The organism is Chromobacterium rhizoryzae (genome assembly GCF_020544465.1).
In the GTDB taxonomy this organism is placed as follows: domain Bacteria; phylum Pseudomonadota; class Gammaproteobacteria; order Burkholderiales; family Chromobacteriaceae; genus Chromobacterium.
The window spans coordinates 450,953-467,293 of the sequence record NZ_CP066126.1; the positions used below are offsets into that span (position 1 = coordinate 450,953).

Annotated in this window: 18 protein-coding genes; 8 read left to right on the forward strand and 10 right to left on the reverse strand. The window is 64.7% G+C overall.

Features of this window, described 5'->3' with window-relative positions:
- Nucleotide 1 precedes the first annotated feature (1 nt).
- Together JC616_RS01980 and JC616_RS01985 are read right to left on the reverse strand one after the other, a co-directional pair.
- Nucleotides 2-538: a YfaZ family outer membrane protein gene (locus JC616_RS01980; RefSeq protein ID WP_227106485.1), complete on the reverse strand. Its 537-nt coding sequence runs from the start codon at nt 536-538 to the stop codon at nt 2-4.
- A 91-nt stretch (nt 539-629) separates the two neighbouring features.
- Nucleotides 630-1,271: a YceH family protein gene (locus tag JC616_RS01985; RefSeq protein WP_107797836.1), complete on the reverse strand. Its 642-nt coding sequence runs from the start codon at nt 1,269-1,271 to the stop codon at nt 630-632.
- Nucleotides 1,272-1,444: 173 nt separating this feature from the next.
- Between JC616_RS01985 and JC616_RS01990 the strand changes: the two genes are divergently transcribed.
- Complete coding sequence (locus JC616_RS01990) at nt 1,445-2,191, forward strand: TlyA family RNA methyltransferase (protein ID WP_227106486.1); 747 nt, start codon at nt 1,445-1,447, stop codon at nt 2,189-2,191.
- Between the two features lie 60 nt (nt 2,192-2,251).
- On the opposite strand, the gene JC616_RS01995 is transcribed toward JC616_RS01990, so the two are convergent.
- Nucleotides 2,252-2,728: a universal stress protein gene (locus JC616_RS01995; protein ID WP_107797838.1), complete on the reverse strand. Its 477-nt coding sequence runs from the start codon at nt 2,726-2,728 to the stop codon at nt 2,252-2,254.
- A gap of 169 nt (nt 2,729-2,897) precedes the next feature.
- On the opposite strand from JC616_RS01995, the gene JC616_RS02000 reads away from it, so the two are divergent.
- The gene (locus JC616_RS02000) at nt 2,898-3,218 is read left to right on the forward strand and encodes a hypothetical protein (protein ID WP_146176546.1); all 321 of its coding nucleotides are present in this window, start codon (nt 2,898-2,900) and stop codon (nt 3,216-3,218) included.
- Nucleotides 3,219-3,286: 68 nt separating this feature from the next.
- Here the strand turns inward: JC616_RS02000 and JC616_RS02005 are convergent, their stop codons facing one another.
- The 7 genes from JC616_RS02005 to JC616_RS02035 form a co-directional block, all read right to left on the reverse strand.
- Nucleotides 3,287-4,636: a glutamine synthetase family protein gene (locus JC616_RS02005; protein ID WP_107797840.1), complete on the reverse strand. Its 1,350-nt coding sequence runs from the start codon at nt 4,634-4,636 to the stop codon at nt 3,287-3,289.
- A 303-nt stretch (nt 4,637-4,939) separates the two neighbouring features.
- Nucleotides 4,940-6,547, reverse strand: coding sequence for a methyl-accepting chemotaxis protein (locus tag JC616_RS02010; RefSeq protein WP_227106487.1), 1,608 nt, complete (start codon nt 6,545-6,547; stop codon nt 4,940-4,942).
- 188 nt (nt 6,548-6,735) lie between these two features.
- On the reverse strand, nt 6,736-8,127 hold the full coding sequence (locus tag JC616_RS02015; RefSeq protein ID WP_107797842.1) for a DUF2252 domain-containing protein: 1,392 nt from the start codon (nt 8,125-8,127) through the stop codon (nt 6,736-6,738).
- 303 nt (nt 8,128-8,430) lie between these two features.
- Nucleotides 8,431-8,814 carry a hypothetical protein gene (locus JC616_RS02020; protein WP_227106488.1) on the reverse strand — a complete coding sequence of 128 codons (384 nt, stop codon included), beginning with the start codon at nt 8,812-8,814 and terminating at the stop codon, nt 8,431-8,433.
- Nucleotides 8,815-8,941: 127 nt separating this feature from the next.
- Nucleotides 8,942-9,364 carry a DUF2214 family protein gene (locus JC616_RS02025; protein ID WP_227106489.1) on the reverse strand — a complete coding sequence of 141 codons (423 nt, stop codon included), beginning with the start codon at nt 9,362-9,364 and terminating at the stop codon, nt 8,942-8,944.
- Nucleotides 9,365-9,459: 95 nt separating this feature from the next.
- Nucleotides 9,460-9,936, reverse strand: a complete 477-nt coding sequence (locus JC616_RS02030) for a WbuC family cupin fold metalloprotein (RefSeq protein ID WP_227106490.1) — start codon at nt 9,934-9,936, stop codon at nt 9,460-9,462.
- A 112-nt stretch (nt 9,937-10,048) separates the two neighbouring features.
- Nucleotides 10,049-11,308, reverse strand: coding sequence for a glutamate-5-semialdehyde dehydrogenase (locus tag JC616_RS02035; RefSeq protein ID WP_227106491.1), 1,260 nt, complete (start codon nt 11,306-11,308; stop codon nt 10,049-10,051).
- A gap of 244 nt (nt 11,309-11,552) precedes the next feature.
- Between JC616_RS02035 and JC616_RS02040 the strand changes: the two genes are divergently transcribed.
- From JC616_RS02040 to JC616_RS02065, 6 genes are all read left to right on the forward strand, one after another.
- A complete protein-coding gene (locus JC616_RS02040) occupies nt 11,553-12,545 on the forward strand; it encodes a sulfate ABC transporter substrate-binding protein (protein WP_227106492.1) in 993 nt (330 codons plus the stop codon).
- Nucleotides 12,546-12,552: 7 nt separating this feature from the next.
- A complete protein-coding gene (gene cysT / locus JC616_RS02045) occupies nt 12,553-13,407 on the forward strand; it encodes a sulfate ABC transporter permease subunit CysT (protein ID WP_048408327.1) in 855 nt (284 codons plus the stop codon).
- A gap of 1 nt (nt 13,408) precedes the next feature.
- The gene (gene cysW, locus JC616_RS02050; RefSeq protein ID WP_048408326.1) at nt 13,409-14,305 is read left to right on the forward strand and encodes a sulfate ABC transporter permease subunit CysW; all 897 of its coding nucleotides are present in this window, start codon (nt 13,409-13,411) and stop codon (nt 14,303-14,305) included.
- Nucleotides 14,302-15,378, forward strand: coding sequence for a sulfate/molybdate ABC transporter ATP-binding protein (locus JC616_RS02055; RefSeq protein WP_227106493.1), 1,077 nt, complete (start codon nt 14,302-14,304; stop codon nt 15,376-15,378). The genes cysW and JC616_RS02055 overlap by 4 nt, the downstream gene beginning before the upstream one ends.
- Before the next feature lie 311 nt (nt 15,379-15,689).
- Nucleotides 15,690-16,034, forward strand: a complete 345-nt coding sequence (locus tag JC616_RS02060; protein ID WP_107797849.1) for a type II toxin-antitoxin system RelE/ParE family toxin — start codon at nt 15,690-15,692, stop codon at nt 16,032-16,034.
- Nucleotides 16,034-16,321 (forward strand): XRE family transcriptional regulator, encoded by a 288-nt coding sequence (locus JC616_RS02065; protein WP_081546910.1) that lies wholly within the window; start codon nt 16,034-16,036, stop codon nt 16,319-16,321. Before JC616_RS02060 ends, JC616_RS02065 begins: the two co-directional genes overlap by 1 nt.
- The last annotated feature ends 20 nt before the right edge of the window (nt 16,322-16,341 follow it).

The following is a 16,341-nucleotide window of genomic DNA, read 5'->3' on the forward strand; positions in this document are numbered from 1 at the left end:
CTTAAAAGGTGAAGCCGGCGCCGATATACATGCCGTCGGCAAGACGACGATTGCGGTTGTTGTCCTTGCGCTCGATGTCGAAGTAGCGATAGCCGGCTTCCACGGTGAACGGTCCAATGGGGTTCCAGCGCACGCCGGCGGCCAGGTCGCTGACGTTCTTGACGCTGCCGCTGGCCATGCTGTCGCCGGCGAAATAGGCCTGGCCGTAGAGGCTGAGCTTGGGCGCCAGCTGGATGTTGGCGCGGCCGCCGAGCAAGGCGGCGGTGCCGGAACCGCTGTCCGGGTTCAGGCCCATCAGCTTGCCGCCGCCGGCCAGGGTGACCGGGCCCAGCGGAATCGCGAACTCCAGGCCGGCGCCGCCGGCGTTGCCCTTGTGGTCGCTGTTCAGGTAGTCGATGGAAAGCCCCAGGCCCAGGCCCTGCGGGGTGCGGCTGAATTGCTGGAAGTCCTTGCCGGCGATAAAGCTGTAATCGGCGGCGTGGGCGGCCGCGGTCAGGGCGAGCAGCGCGGCGGCGGCGCTCAGATGCAGAGTTTTCATGGGTCACTTCTCTTGGGTGAGTTAGACAACAAGGGAAGTGACCGCTTTTTAAGTAACAAGTTCGGCGAGCCGCCAAATATTCGAGTGTGAATTATTCACTGGCCAGCAAATTCTCCAGCTCCAGCAGCCGGGTTTTGAGGGCGGCCACTTCCGCTTCCAAGGCGGCGACGCGGCCGGCGATGCCCACCTCGATCACGCCGCAGCCGTTGTCGCCGGCGGCCGGCAGCGATTGCGGCTCGCCGCTGAGCAGATGGGCCCAGCGCGCCTCGCGCTCGCCGGGCTGGCGCTCCAGCTTCAGCACCAGCGGCGGGTATTTGTCGGCCAGCGCGTTGAGAGCGGTTTCCACTTCCTCCACGCCGCTAAAGCCGTAGATGCGGCCGGAACGGGTGCGGATTTCCGCCGAGGTTTGCGGTCCGCGCAACATCAGCAGGGCCAGCGCCGCCAGCCGCGCGCCTTCGATATTCCATTCGTAATTGAGCCTGTGCTCGTATTTGGCCACCCGGCTGCCGGCCGGCAGCCGCTCGCTCGCCAGCTTCTTGGCGATCAGGCTGTCCAGCGCCGCGCTGATGTCCGCTTCGGACAGCTGCATCACCGGTTCGCGGCTGGTCAGCTGGTTGCAGGCCGAGGCCAGGCCGTTCAAGGTCATCGGGTAGGCGTCCGGGGTCAGCGCCTGTTTTTCCACCAGGGCGCCCAGCACGCGCACTTCATGCGCTTCCAGTTGATGTGTATCCATCCATGTCTCCGCTTGAGGCTGCCGACGCCGGGGGCGACGGCTGGCCGGATTGGCATTTAGCGATTCTAGCGCGGTTGGCGGGCCCTACGCACGGTGAGATCATGGTCTTGGCTTGACAGCGGCCGGCGCGCTTGCCACGCTGTGCGGTTTTTGTCGATGGTGGGGAGGGTGCGATGACGCGAGTGGACGTGTTGCTGGTGGAACTGGGCCTGGCGGCTTCGCGCACGGCGGCGCAGAATCTGATCGCCGCGGGGCGCGTCCGTTGCGACGGCGCGCCGGTGAGCAAGCCCAGCCAGAAATGCGCGCCGGGCAGCCGCTTCGATATCGCCGCCGATCCATCCGATCGTTTCGTGTCGCGCGGCGGCTTGAAAATGCTAGGCGCGCTGGAGTCGTCCGGCCTGGACCCGCGCGACGCGCTGGCGCTGGACGTGGGCCAGTCCACCGGCGGTTTCAGCGACTGCCTGCTGCAGCAGGGCGCGCGGCGAGTGGTGGGCGTGGACGTGGGGCACGATCAATTGCATCCGCGGCTGCGGACGGACGCGCGCCTGCGTTATTTCGAAGGGGTGAACGCCAGGGCGCTGGACCATGCGGCCCTGTTGGCGGCCAACGAGGGTTTGCCTTTCGACCTGATGGTGTGCGACGTGTCCTTCATTTCGCTGACCTTGGTGCTGCCCTCGGCGCTGCCCTTGATCCGTCCCGGCGGTCACCTGCTCAGCCTGGTGAAGCCGCAGTTCGAGGTGGGGCGCGAAGGTTTGGCCAGGGGCGGCATCGTACGCGACGAGAGCCTGTACCCGCGCGTGCGGGACAAGATCAGCGAAGCGGTGCGGGAGCAGGGCTTTGAGCTGCTGAAGTGGTTCGACAGTCCGATCACCGGCGGCGACGGCAACCGCGAGTTCTTCATCTACGCGCGCAAGCGCTGAGCGGCGCGAGGCGATGCCTTGTTATGATGAAGGCATCGCCAGGGCCGCGCGTCGCGGTTATTATTCCGCTTGGCCGAACTCGCTTTGCTCGCTGCGCAGAACCATGACGGGACAGTTGGCGCGGCGCAGCAGGTTCTGGGCGAAGCTGCCCAACAGCAGATGGGCGATGCCGCTGCGGCCATGGGTGCCGAGCACGACCAGGCCGGCTTTGTGGCTGTCCGCGTAGCGCACCAGCAGTTCCGCCATGTCGGCGCCGCCGTCCCAGCTTTCCGCCATGTGGATCTGCACCTGTTCCACGCCGGCTTCCACCGCCTGTTTGCGCGCCTGTTCCAGCACGCGGTTGCCGTCGCGGAAGGCTTGATCGTGCAGTTCGTGGGTGCCGAGCAGGCCGACGCCTTCCACCGCCAGATCGCGCAGGCTGGCGATGTGGAACAGGGTCAGGCTGGCTTTGCAGAACTTGGCGACGCGGATGGCTTCCAGCAGCGCCTTGTCCGAATTGCTGCTGCCATCCAGCGCGGCGATGATGTGTTGGTACATGTCCGATGTCCTTTATGGCTGGTGAGACAGGGGGATTATCGTGACAGCATATCGCGGCGGGCGGCCCAGGCCAAGCCGGCATGAACCGGGTTTGACCTGGCGCAAGGCGTTGACGGCGGGGCGAGGCGGTGTTTTACAATGACATCCTCAGTTAAAGGTTTGATTTGAAATGTTTGTTTTTCTATTGATCGTGGGCGCGTGTTTGCTGGCTTTGCTGGGGTGGATTGTGTACTCGCGCCGCGCGCCGCGCCAGGTCACGAGGACGCGCGCCGAGGACAAGGTGTACGCCTTGAATACCCAGATCCGCAGCGTGGAGCCGCCTGAGCATTCCACCGGGGCGGCCTTCGGCGTGTTGCTCAAGGCCGCGCGCGGCGACCGCGCCGCGGTGGAAAAGTGGATCGTGGCCGAGCAATACCGCGGCAGCGTGCCGGTCAGCCGCGAGGAGGCGATCGAACTGCTGGCGCGGCGGCTGCTGTTGAGCCGCAACTGAGGCGCTTGGCGCGAGACAATGCAAACAGGCCCGCATGAGCGGGCCTGTTTGCATTGGTCAATGGGTTCTCAGGCCAGCAGACCCAGGTATTGACGCTCCCACGGCGTGATCTGGCTGTGGTAGTGAGTCAGTTCCACCTCCTTCACCGCCAGATAGGCGGCGCTGAACTCCGCGCCGAACAGCTGCGCGGCGGCGTCGCCGCCGGCCATCGCCTCGCAGGCGGCGTCCAGGGTATTGGGCAGGCTGGCGCGTTCGCTCTTGAACACATTGCCGGTGGCGGGCTCGCTGGGCTGCAAGCGGCCTTCAATGCCCAGCAGGCCGGCGCCCAGGCTGGCCGCCAGCGACAGATAGGGGTTGGCGTCGCAGCCGGGCAGCCGGTTTTCCACGCGGCGGCCTTCCGGGCCGGACACCGGCACCCGCAACCCCACCGAACGGTTGTCCAGGCCCCAGCTCAGATTGACCGGCGCGGCCATGCCTTTGACGAAGCGGCGGTAGGAATTGGGGCTGGGGCAGAACAAGGGCATCAGTTCCGGCAGATAACGCTGCAGGCCGGCGATGAAGCCGTAGAAGGTTTCCGAGGCTTCGCCGTCGGCGCGGCTGAAGACATTGTCGCCATGCTGGTCCACCACGCTTTGGTGCAAGTGCATCGAACTGCCCGGCTGGCCCGGCAGCGGCTTGGCCATGCACACCACGCTGAGGCCGTGGCGGTTGCCTATCTCCTTAAGCGCGGTCTTGAACAGGAAGGTTTGGTCGGCCAGCGCCAGCGCGTCGCCGTGCTTGAGATTGATCTCAAACTGGCTGGGGCCCATTTCGTGGACGAAGGTGTCGGTGGCGATGCCCAGCATTTCGCAGGCGCGGTAGAGATCGTCGAAATAGGCTTCCAGATCGTTGAGCGAGGAGAAGCTGAAGGAGTCGAAGCCGGCTTCACGGCGGCCGCTGCGCAGCGTGGGCGGCTGAAACGGCTGCTGCGGGTCGCCGTGGGCGGCGAAGATGTAGAACTCCAGCTCCGGCGCCACCACCGGCGTCCAGCCGAGCGCCGCGTAGCGCGCCAGCACCGCTTTCAGCGCCGAGCGCGGCGCCAGCGGCGCCAGGCTGCCGTCGTGGTCCACGCAGTCGCAGATCACGCTGGCGCGCGGGGTCTTGGCCCACGGCACCTGGCGCAGGGTGGCGAAATCCGGAACCAGGGTGACGTCCGGATCGTGCTCGCCGTAGTAGCGGTAGTCCGGGAATTCGCCGATGCAACTTTGGATGGGCACCGCCCGCGCGATGCGCAGCGGCTGCCCCTTGATGAAGGCCTTGGCCGGCAAGGTTTTGCCGCGGGCAAAACCGTGCACGTCGGCGAAAGCCAGTTCTACGTCACGAACATTCTGTTGAATCAGCCATTCGGCCAAGTCCGCCGGGATGGTGGCCTGGGACATGAATCTCTCCCGATGCGCTTGCGCATTATTGTTTGCATGTTTGGGTCTGTCTGTCCGTGGCTTTGTTTTATTTTTGGAGCGTTTGCTCTGCGCACATTATGCCATCAGGCAGGGGCGGGAGGGCAAGCCCGGAATGAAGGCGGCAAAAAGCCCCGGCGGAGCGGGGCTTGGGGAAGGCTGGGAAGGGGTTTACGATCGCGAGCTAGGGCGAGACAAGGCGTTGCGGCCGAGAAAGCGGAACGTACTCGTGGCGCATGCGTATTTCGACCTTGTTTTCAACGCCGTATCGCCGCCAACAGGCTCTTAGAGGCGGAAACGGCCCACGGTCTGTTGCAGGGTGTCCGCCTGCTGATCGATAGCGCGAACCGCCCCCACCGCGTTGCTGACCGAATTCTGGGTTTCCTCCACCACGCCGGCCACCTGCTCGACGTTGCCGGCGATATTGGTGCCGGCCTGGCTCTGCTCGCCCATCGCCACCACCACATTGTGCACATGCTCCAGCGCCTGGCTGGCCTGCTTGCTGATGGCGTCCAGCGTCTGGGCCGCCTGCTGCACCTGCTCCACGCCGCCTTCCACCGCCGGGCGGATGTCGTCCATCTGGCTGGACACGCTGCCGGTTTCGCTGACCACCGCCTGCACGATGGTGGAGATCTCGTCGGTGGCGGAGGCGGTGCGCTCGGCCAGCTTGCGCACTTCGTCCGCCACCACCGCGAAGCCGCGGCCCATCTCGCCGGCGCGCGCCGCTTCGATCGCCGCGTTCAGCGCCAGCAGATTGGTCTGGTTGGCGATGTCGCGGATGGTTTCGGCGATGCCGCTGATGTTGCGGGTGCGTTCGGCCAGCTTGCCCACCATATCGCTGGCGCTATGCACTTGGCCGGCGATGTTGCGGATGCCCTCGGCGGCCCGCGCCGCCAGCGCTTCGCCCTGGCGCGCCAGCTCCACGGTGTCGCGCGAGCCGGATTCGGTGTCGCGGGCGCTGGCGGTGACGTGGTCTATGCTCACAGACAGCTGCTCGATGGCGGCGGCGGCGGAACTGGTGGAGGAGCTGGCCACGCCGGAAACGTCGTGCACCTTGTCCATATCGCTGGATAGCTGACGGCTGGCCTGGTTGATATTGGTGGCGGCGAGGCTAATCTCCTCGATCATCTGGCGCAGTTTCAGCTGCATTTCGCGCATTGCCGCCAGCAGGCTGTGCGGCGGGCCCTGCACCACGATGTCGGTGCCCAGATCGCCGTCGGCGATGGCCTTGACCACCTGAGCCGCGTAGTTGGGATCGCCGCCCAGAGACTGCATGATGCTGCGCGAGACCAGCAGGATCAGGCCGGCCAGCGTGATCACGCCGATGGCGGCGATGATCAGCAGCGTGCGCGCCTGGCTCCAGAACAGCTGGTCGATGTCGTCGATGAAGATGCCGGTGCCCACCATCCAGCCCCAGGGCTCGAAGCGCACCACGCCGTTGAGTTTGGGAAATTCCCCCTTGCTGCCCTTGCGCGAGGTCTGGATGGTCACCAGGCCGTAATGCTCTTTCTGCAAGGCCTCTTCATAGACCGCCACCGTGGTGCGGCCGTCCGGCAGCGTGCTGCCCATGTCCACCTTGCCCACCCGGTCTTTGTTGGGGTGGAACATCACCACGTTTTGCGGATTGCGGCCGAAGAAGTAGATGTCGTCCACCTTGAGCGCGTTGAGGGCGGCGATGGCTTGTTTTTGGGCGTCGGTGCGCGGCAGGCCTTTTTCCTCCAGTTTCTGGAAGTGGCTCATGGTGCCTTCCGCCATGCGCAGCAGGTGGGTGATTTGCTCGCGCTTTTCCTGGCCCAGCGTGGCGCGGGTGGAGAGCAGCGCCACGGCCGCGATGCTGAGCAGCGCCAGCAGGCTGGCCGCCATGATGATGAACAGTCTGGTATTGACCCGCATGATGTTCGCTTTTCGAAGGTGGATGTCTGATTGTGGGCTGTCGGCCCTGTCTTTGCCGGCGGCAAGGACAGGGCCGGGATTATCGCCTGTTCTAGTATGGTTTTATGACATTACAAGCAACAAGATCAAGGGTTTGGTATTAATACGGAAGGATGAACGCCGCCGGCGGCGGCGTTGCGACGGGGTTTTCAGTCGTGGACTTGCAGCCGGCCGCTGGCGATGGCGGCCTTGAACACCTGATAATCGGCTTCCACCTGGTCGGCGTAGGCCAGCGCGTAGCCGGCGATGGCCTGGTCCAGCTTGTCGCTGTCGCCCACATAGCCGGCCAGTTGGGCGGCTTGGCCGCCGGATTTGGAGTGCGCGCGCGCCAGCGCCCAGGCGCAGGCCTGGCCGTAGGCGGTCAGCGCTTCCGGCGTGGCGAAGGCTTCCAGCGACGGCGCCGCCTTCATGTCGCGCAACTGGCGCACGTAGAAGTGACGACCGGCCGGGCCGGTGGTCCAGCCCAGGAACAGGTCGCTGGCCGCCTGCATCAGGCGCTGGCCGAACACCACCCGCTTGCCCTGGTGGCCGTGCACGCAGGCCTGGGTGTAAGGCTCCAGCACCGAGGGGCGCGCCTCCTTCAATTGCAGGAACAGCGGCTGGTCGAAGTTGTCCTGCAACAGCATCACCAGACAGCGGGTGCCCACGCTGCCCACGCCCACCACCTTGAACGCGCAATCCACCAGCCGGAAGCGCTCCAGCAACTGACGGCGGTCTTCCTTCAAGGTGTCGATGTAGTTGTCCAGCATCGGCTTGACCAGGGCCTCGGCGTCGTCGGCGGACAGCCAGCTGTCGTCGTTGTCCAGCAGGGTGTTCTTGTCGTGCAGATGGAAGATCACCGGCGGGTTGTCGCGCAGCCGCAGGGTGCCGTCTTCCAGCTCCGTCATCTTGGGCAGCAGTTTTTCCTGGGTCTGGTGTCTGGCCTTGTCGGACAGCTTGAGCATTTGCTGGCGGATGGCGTCGGTGGGCGCGCGCTCCAGCAATTGTTCGAAGCCCACCTTGGTGTACCACAGCTCCAGTTGTCCCATGCGGGCGTATTCATTGACGCGGCGGCGGTAGACCTCGCTGGCGCGGCACACCATGTCCCGCGCCTGGCTTTCGCTGAAGCCCTGGCCGCGCGCGGCCAGCACCAGGCTGACCGCCAACCGTTTCAGATCCCATTCCCACGGACCGTGGTGGGTTTCATCGAAGTCGTTGATGTCGAAGATCAGCTGCCGTTCAGGGGAGGCGAAGAAGCCGTAGTTCATCAGGTGGGCGTCGCCGCAGATCTGCAGCTTCAGGCCGCTGGAGGGATTGGCGGCCAGATCGGCGGCCTGGATCATGGCGAAGCCGCGGAAAAAGGTGAAGGGCGAAACCTGCATCCGGCTGTAGCGCAGCGGAATCAGGCCCTGCACCCGGCCCTGCGAGGTGTGCTCCACCATGGCGAGGATGTCGCGCGGCGCGCTGAGCCGGTTTTCGGCTTGCAGCGTGCGGGAGCAGGCTTGGCGCAGCGCCTTGCCGGCGGCGTAGTGCAGTTCGTACTTGGCGTGGTAATTGGACATGCGGGCTCCTGGACGAAGATCTCTTGTCCAGTGTAACCGCTGGAGAATTTTTGTCAGCGGGACTGGCTGTCAAACGCCGGCTCCGCTTATCCACAAGCTTGTCCCCGTTTCATCCACATTACACACAGCGCGCCGTGGGTTTCAAAAGTTGTACACAAGCGGAAAAGGCAAGCGGACGCAATCAAACCGGGGGTCTGCCGGGGGCTTTTCAATGTTATCCACAGTTTTGTACACAGTTTGCGCACACTTTCCACAGCCGCGGGGCCGCGGCCGGCGCTGTCCACAGCCCGGCCGGGGAGGGACTCAGGCGCGCTGAGCGCAGTCCGTGACCAGTTTGCGCCATGCCTTGCTGTAACTGAGGCCATGGGTGTTCACCGTCAGCTTGCTGGCGTCGCCGTCCGGGCGGATGAGGATTTCCAGCCCGTCTTTCTGGGTGGCCGGATTGGTCAGACGCACGGTCTCGCCGCCGTCTCGGCCGCGCTCGCGTTCGATGTATTCGCTGGGAATGCGCAGCTTGCGCATGCGTTCGTCCAGGCAGCTGGCCACGGCGGGCGGCGAGGCCTTGGCCTTCAGCGTGGCGACGGGGTCGCTCAGGTTGGCGAGAGCAGGCATGACCGCGCAGCTCAGGGCGACGCCCAGCGCGGCTTGAAGCAATAGGGATTTGCAGTGTTCGATCAGAATGGGCATGGCGTTCTTGCGTCGGGACGGGATATGGGGTTGGAAGCCCGGCGCCGCGCGCAAGTTCGAGTTAGGCCGGTTGCAGGTGTTAAGGAGTTTGAGACGGCGGAGCCGCGGCGGACTGGGCGCCGTTTATTCAGCCATGCAGCGCGGCGGATTCGCCGACGATGGCGAGCAGCAGCCAGATTTGCCAATAACTGCTGCGCGCCAGCGAGTCGGCGCCGCGCAGTTCCAGACTGCGCTGGATGCGCAGCTGGCTTTGCCAGCGCATCAGTCCGCGCGAAGCGCGGACTTCCAGCAGCAGCAGCGGGGCCAGGGTCAGCAGTTTGAGCATGAACAACGGTTGTTGCAGCCGGGCGGGGTCCAGCGAGAGCAGGCCCAGGCCGCTGACGGTCCACAGCGTCAGCGCCAGCAGCCACCAGCGGTGGCTGCGAAACAGCTGCGGGGTCTGATTGGGGAATTGCTGCTGGCGCAGCAGGCCGGCTCGGCTCCAGAGGGCGGCCAGGCCGGCGCCCAGAGCCAGTAGATGCAAGCTTGCCAGCAACCAATGCCACAACATGGTCCGACTCCCGCCCCCAAGAGATGCCCTACACGGTAAACAGGGGCGAGGCGGCTGGCAAGCTTATTCGGCTAGCCGTTTGACCGGCGCGGGGCTCAGCCGTCGAAGCGCTGGCCGGCTTGAGCGCGGCGCAGGAAATCCAGCATCGCCGGCACGCGCTCGGAACCCTCGACCGGGGACCAGGCGGCCAGGTTCTGGTCCTGCAGCGGCAGATACGGGCCGTGCTTGACTTCGAACACCACGCTGCCCGGTTGCAGCGACACCACCGAGTGCCAGGTGTTGGCCGGCATTTCGAAGACGCGCGCGCCGTCCGCGCCCAAGCGATGGCGGCTTTGCACCACGCCGGCCTCGTCGAAAACGATCACTTCAAAGGCGCCGCTGAGCGCGATCAGCATTTCCCAGCTGTGGTCGTGGCGGTGCGGGCGGACATAGGTGTCCGGCTCCATGGCGATGGCCAGGCGCTGGATCGGGTCTTCCAGCTGGACGTGGAAATTCTGATTGGCGCGCAGGCGCGGCGCACAGGCGGCTTTGGCCGACAGCGCGGCCAAGTCTTGTTGGTTCAGGGTCAGCATGGAATCGCCGGGTATGGAAGCAAAGCAGCGATTATCAATGAAAACGCCGCCGGCAGCGAGGCCGGCGGCATAGCGAAAGCCGCTCAAGCAAGCGGCCTTCGATGCGGCGGGATCAGGAACGGATATGGCCGTCGCCCAGCACGATCCACTTTTGGCTGGTCAGACCGGTCAGGCCCACCGGGCCGCGCGCGTGGATCTTGTCGGTGGAAATGCCGATTTCCGCGCCCAGCCCGTATTCAAAGCCGTCGGCGAAGCGGGTGGAGGCGTTGACCATCACGCTGGCGGAGTCCACCTCGCGCAGGAAGCGGCGGGTGCGGCCGTAGTCTTCGGACACGATGGCGTCGGTGTGGTGGCTGCCCCAGTGGTTGATATGTTCGATGGCCTCGTCCAGATCCTTGACCACCTTGACGGCCAGGATGGGCGCCAGGTATTCGCTGGCCCAGTCCTCTTCCCCGGCCGGGCGCACCTTGTCGCCCAGGATGGCGCGGGTGCGTTCGCAGCCGCGCAGCTCCACGCCTTTTTCCCAATAGGCCGCAGCCAGGCGCGGCAGGATGAATTCCGCGAAGGCGGTGTGCACCAACAGGGTTTCCATGGTGTTGCACGTGCCGTAGCGATGGGTCTTGGCGTTCAGCGCGATGTCGAAAGCCTTGTCCGGGCTGGCGGTGTCGTCGATGTAGACATGGCAGTTGCCGTCCAGATGCTTGATCACCGGCACCCGCGCCTCAGCGCTGATGCGGGCGATCAGGCCCTTGCCGCCGCGCGGCACGATCACGTCCACGTATTGCGGCATGGTGATCATCTCGCCCACCGCGGCGCGGTCGGTGGTGGCCAGCACCTGCACCGCCTCGGCCGGCAGGCCGGCTTCGCGCAGGCCCTCGTGCACGCAGGCGGCGATGGCCTGATTGCTGTGGAAGGCCTCGGAGCCGCCGCGCAGCAGCGCGGCGTTGCCGGATTTCAGGCACAGGCCGGCGGCGTCGGCGGTGACGTTGGGGCGGGCCTCGTAAATGATGCCCACCACGCCCAAGGGCACTCGCATCTTGCCCAACTGGATGCCGGACGGACGGTAGGCCATCTCGCTGACCTCGCCCACCGGGTCCGGCAGCGCGGCGATTTGGCGCAGGCCTTCGGCCATGCCGACGATAGTTTTGTCAGTCAAAGCCAGCCGCTCCAGCATCGCCGGTTCCAAGCCGGCCTTGCGCGCCGCGTCCATGTCCTGAGCATTGGCGGCCAACAGCTTGGCCTGATCGCGCAGGATGGCGTCCGCCATCGCCAGCAGCGCGCGGTTCTTCTGCGCGGTGTCGGCGCGGGCCAGTTCGCGGCTGGCTTTGCGGGCGGCCTTGCCCGCCTGTTGCATATAGTCTTTGACGTTCATCGTGGAAACTTCCGAGAGCCAGAATAGAGGATTGACTCTGAGAGTAAACCAAAGCGGGGAGGGCGGCCAGAGCGGTGCGCGCGCCGCTGGAGCGCGCGGGAATGCGAAGAGGGTGGGGCGGGCTTGTTAGATGATTGAGGGATAAGAGTATTTCACAATATTATTTATGGATATAACAGTCCTTGGGTATAGTCGGGAACATCTCGGGAACATCGCCGATCATCCATTCAGAAAAGGTCTGTCCATGAAGCTCCGTCTCGCCCTGGCCGCCCTGTTGCTGGCCGCGTCAGGCTCCGCGCTGGCCGACGCCACATTGCTCAACGTGTCCTACGACGTGATGCGCGACTTCTACAAGGACTACAACCCGGCCTTTCAGAAAGCCTATAAGGCCAAGACCGGCGAAACCGTCACCCTGCAGCAGTCGCACGGCGGCTCCAGCAAGCAGGCGCTGGCGGTGGCCAACGGCTTGGCCGCCGACGTGATCACCATGAACCAGGCCACCGATATCGACCTGCTGGCGGGCAAGGGCTTGGTGCCGGCCAATTGGGCCAGCCGCCTGCCCAACCACGCGGTGCCGTTCACCTCCACCATCGTGTTCCTGGTGCGCAAGGGCAATCCGCAGCAAGTGCGCGACTGGAGCGATCTGGCCAAGCCGGGCCTGAAAGTGGTGATCCCCAATCCCAAGACTTCCGGCAACGGCCGCTACAGCTATCTGGCGGCCTGGGGCTATGCGCTGAAACAGCCGGGCGGCAACGAGGCCAAGGCCCAGGATCTGGTAGGCCGCATCTTCAAGAACGTGCCGGTGCTGGACGGCGGCGGCCGCGCCGCCACCACCACCTTCATGCAGCGCCAGATTGGCGACGTGCTGGTGACCTTTGAGAACGAGGCGGAAATGATCGCCCGCGAATTCGGCCGAGGCGGCTTTGAACTGGTTTACCCCAGCGTGTCCGTGCTGGCCGAGAACCCGGTGTCCGTGGTGGACAAGGTGGTGGACCGCAAGGGCAGCCGCAAGCAGGCGGAAGCCTATCTGCAATACCTGTGGAGCCCGGAAGGCCAGAAACTGGCCGCCGACAACTACCTGCGGCCGCAAGACCCGGCGGTGGCCAAGCAGTTCGCCTCCCGCTTCCCGGCGGTGAAAACCTTCACCGTGGCCAGCGTGTTCGGCTCCTGGACCGCGGTCAATCAGAAGCACTTCGCCGACGGCGGCAGCTTCGACCAGATCTTCAGCAAGAAATGAGCGCGTGATGGCGGCCAGCGGCTTCAATCTGATCAATAAGCGCCACTCGGTGCTGCCCGGCTTCGGCCTGTCTTTCGGCATCACCCTGTTCTGGCTGGGACTGATCGTGCTGCTGCCCTTTGCCGCGCTGCTGTGGTCGGCGCACGGCATGGGCTGGGCGGCCTTCGTCGACGCGGTGGCCCATGAGCGCGTGGCCGCCGCCATTCGCCTGTCCTTTGTTTCCGCCGGCATCGCCGCGCTGATCAATCTGCTGTTCGGCTTCCTGGTGGCCTGGGTGCTGGTGCGCTACCGCTTTCCCGGCAAACGGCTGATAGACGCGCTGGTGGACCTGCCGTTCGCGCTGCCCACCGCGGTGGCCGGCATCGCGCTGACCACGCTGTACGCGCCCAACGGCTGGATAGGCCAATACCTGGAGCCGCTGGGCCTGAAAGTGTCGTTCACCCCGCTGGGCATCATTGTGGCGCTGACCTTCATCGGCCTGCCCTTCGTGGTGCGCACGGTGCAGCCGGTGCTGGAAGACCTGGAGCGCGAGCTGGAAGAAGCCGCCACCTGTCTGGGCGCCGGGCGCTGGGACATTTTCCGGCGCGTGATCTTCCCGGCGGCGTTGCCGGCCTTGATCACCGGCGGCGCAATGGCCTTCGCCCGCGCCACCGGCGAATACGGCTCGGTGATCTTCATCGCCGGCAATATCCCGATGGTGTCGGAGATCGCCCCGCTGATCATCGCCGCCAAGCTGGACCAGTTCGACCAAAACGGCGCGGTGGCGGTGGCGCTGGTGATGCTGGCCATCTCCTTCCTGTTCCTGTTCGCCATCAACCTCATCCAATGGTGGGCCGCGCGCCGCCACGGCGCGGGTAAATGATATGCAAAGCCTGACCACTGAATCGCGCACGGTGCGCTATCTGCTGACCGGCCTGGCGCTGGCCTTCTTGTTCCTGTTCTTGCTGGTGCCGCTGCTGGCGGTGTTTTGGGAAGCCTTCCGCAAGGGCTGGGACCTGTACCTGGCCGCGCTGGTGGAGCCGGATGCATGGGCGGCCATCAAGCTGACGCTGACCGCCGCCGTCATTGCCGTGCCGCTGAACCTGGTGTTCGGCGTGGCGGCGGCCTGGGCCATCGCCCGCTTTGAATTCCGCGGCAAGAGCTTCCTGACCACGCTGATCGACCTGCCGTTCGCGGTGTCGCCGGTGGTGGCCGGCCTGATGTACGTGCTCTTGTTCGGCGTCAACACCGCGCTGGGCGGCTGGTTGCAGCAGCACGGCCTGCAAGTGATCTTCGCCGTGCCCGGCATCGTGCTGGCCACCGTCTTCGTCACCTTCCCCTTCGTGGCCCGTGAACTGATCCCGCTGATGCAGGCCCAGGGCGCGGACGAGGAGCAGGCGGCGCTGGTCTTGGGCGCCTCCGGCTGGCAGACCTTCTGGCGCGTGACCCTGCCCAATGTCAAATGGGGCCTGCTCTACGGTGTGATCCTGACCAATGCCCGCGCGATGGGGGAATTCGGCGCGGTCAGCGTGGTGTCCGGCCATATCCGCGGCCAAACCAATACCATTCCGCTGCATGTGGAAATCCTGTACAACGAGTACAACTTCGTCGGCGCCTTCGCCTGCGCTTCGCTATTGGCCTTCCTCGCCCTGGTTACCCTGGGCGTCAAGAGCCTGGTGGAGTGGCGGATGGCGCGACAGAGCGACGCCGCCGCGGAACGCAGCGCGGCCGCTCGCCTGGCCGCCGCCGGCCGCGCCATAGCCAAGGACCAGCCCGCATGAGCATAGAAATCCGTAATATCCGCAAACAGTTCGGCGATTTCGTCGCGCTGGACAATGTCAGCCTCAACGTGGAAGCCGGCGAACTGCTGGCGCTGCTGGGGCCGTCCGGCTGCGGCAAGACCACCTTGCTGCGCATCATCGCCGGCCTGGAACAGCCGGACGCCGGGCAAGTGCTGTTTTCCGGCGCCGACGCCACCCACACCCATGTGGCCGAGCGCGAAGTGGGCTTCGTGTTCCAGCATTACGCGCTGTTCCGCCACATGACGGTGTTCGACAACGTGGCCTTCGGCCTCAGCGTCAAGCCGCGCAAGAGCCGGCCCGGCAAGGACGAGATCCGCGACAAAGTGATGCAGCTGCTGAAAATGGTGCAGCTGGACTGGCTGGCGGACGCCTATCCCGGCCAGCTATCCGGCGGCCAGCGTCAGCGCATCGCGCTGGCGCGCTCGCTGGCGGTGGAGCCCAAGGTGCTGTTGCTGGACGAACCCTTCGGCGCGCTGGACGCCAAGGTGCGCAAGGACCTGCGCCGCTGGCTGCGCGATCTGCACAACGATATGCACATCACCAGCGTGTTCGTCACCCACGATCAGGAAGAAGCGCTGGAAGTGTCGGACCGGGTGGTGGTGATGGACCACGGCCACATCGAGCAAGTGGGCCGTCCGGACGACATCTATGAAAACCCGGCCACCCCCTTCGTCACCCAATTCCTGGGCGATGTGAACCTGTTCCATGGCCGCATCGAGCGCGGACAGTTGCAGATCGGCGGCTACGCCCATGCGCTGGAAGGGCTGACGCTGGCCAGCGGCGACGAGGCGGTGGCCTATGTGCGCCCGCATGATCTGGACCTGTCGCGTCAGGCCGACGGCGCGCTGGCGCAGGGCACGGTGGAGCATATCCACGCGGTGGGGCCCATCGTGCGGGTGGAACTGGTGCAGGCCGACGGCCGCAGCATAGAGGCGGCGGTGAGCAAGGAGCGTTACCGCGAGTTGGCGGTAGTGCCTGGCGACAGCCTGTATGTGACGCCGAAGAAGCTGTCGGTGTTCGCCAAGCAGGAAGGTCAGGATTACGTGATTTGAGTGTTGCGGGCAGCGTTGGCGCTGAGTCCGTTTCGTTGGAAAGAGAAAAGCACCGTTCGTCCAGATAAGGGGGAACGGTGTTTTTTCATGGCCTTTGCTAAGAACCTGTTTACGATCTGCTGCGCGTCGGCGATACGGCGTTGAAACCAAGCTCAAAATGCTCATGTACCACGAGTACATTCCGCTTTTTCGCTCGTTTTCGCCTTGTCTCGCCCTAGCTCGCGAGATCGTAAACAGGTTCTTAAGTGGCGCCGGTATTTCAGCCTAGGCTTTCGATTTGACTAATGTACCAAAATTGGTACCATCCAAGTATGAATGCCCCCATCCTGGATGTTCGTTTCTACCAGACGGCAAGCGGTACGGAACCCGTGCGTGATTGGTTGAAAGCGCTGGAGGCTCCGGACCGAAAAGTCATAGGCGCAGCCATCAAGACGGTCCAGTTTGGCTGGCCGCTTGGCATGCCCTTGGTGCGGAAAATGGCTAAGGATTTATGGGAGGTCCGCATCCATCTGCCTGGGCGTATCGCCAGAGTGATGTTCACCGTGGTCGCGGAGGCGATGGTTCTGCTGCATGGTTTCATCAAGAAGTCGCAGGCCACCGCGAAGGAAGATTTGGGGCTGGCGCTTGCGCGGCTCAAACAGCTAGGGAATACATGATGAACAAAGAGCATATCGGCAGCCGCTTCGATGACTTCCTCGCCGAAGAGGGCATGCTGGAAGAAGCCACGGCAATCGCCGTGAAGCGGGTGATCGCCTGGCAGATTCAGCAGGAAATGAAGGCGCAGAAGCTGAATAAGACGGCTATGGCAAAGAAAATGCATACCAGCCGCGCAGCCTTGAACCGCTTGCTGGATGACACGGATACCAGCTTGACGCTGGCTACGCTGGCAGGCGCCGCGACGGCGCTTGGCAAGAAAATCAAGGTGGAGCTCGTTCCCGCCTGAAGCGTGTTTTTGATCCAATA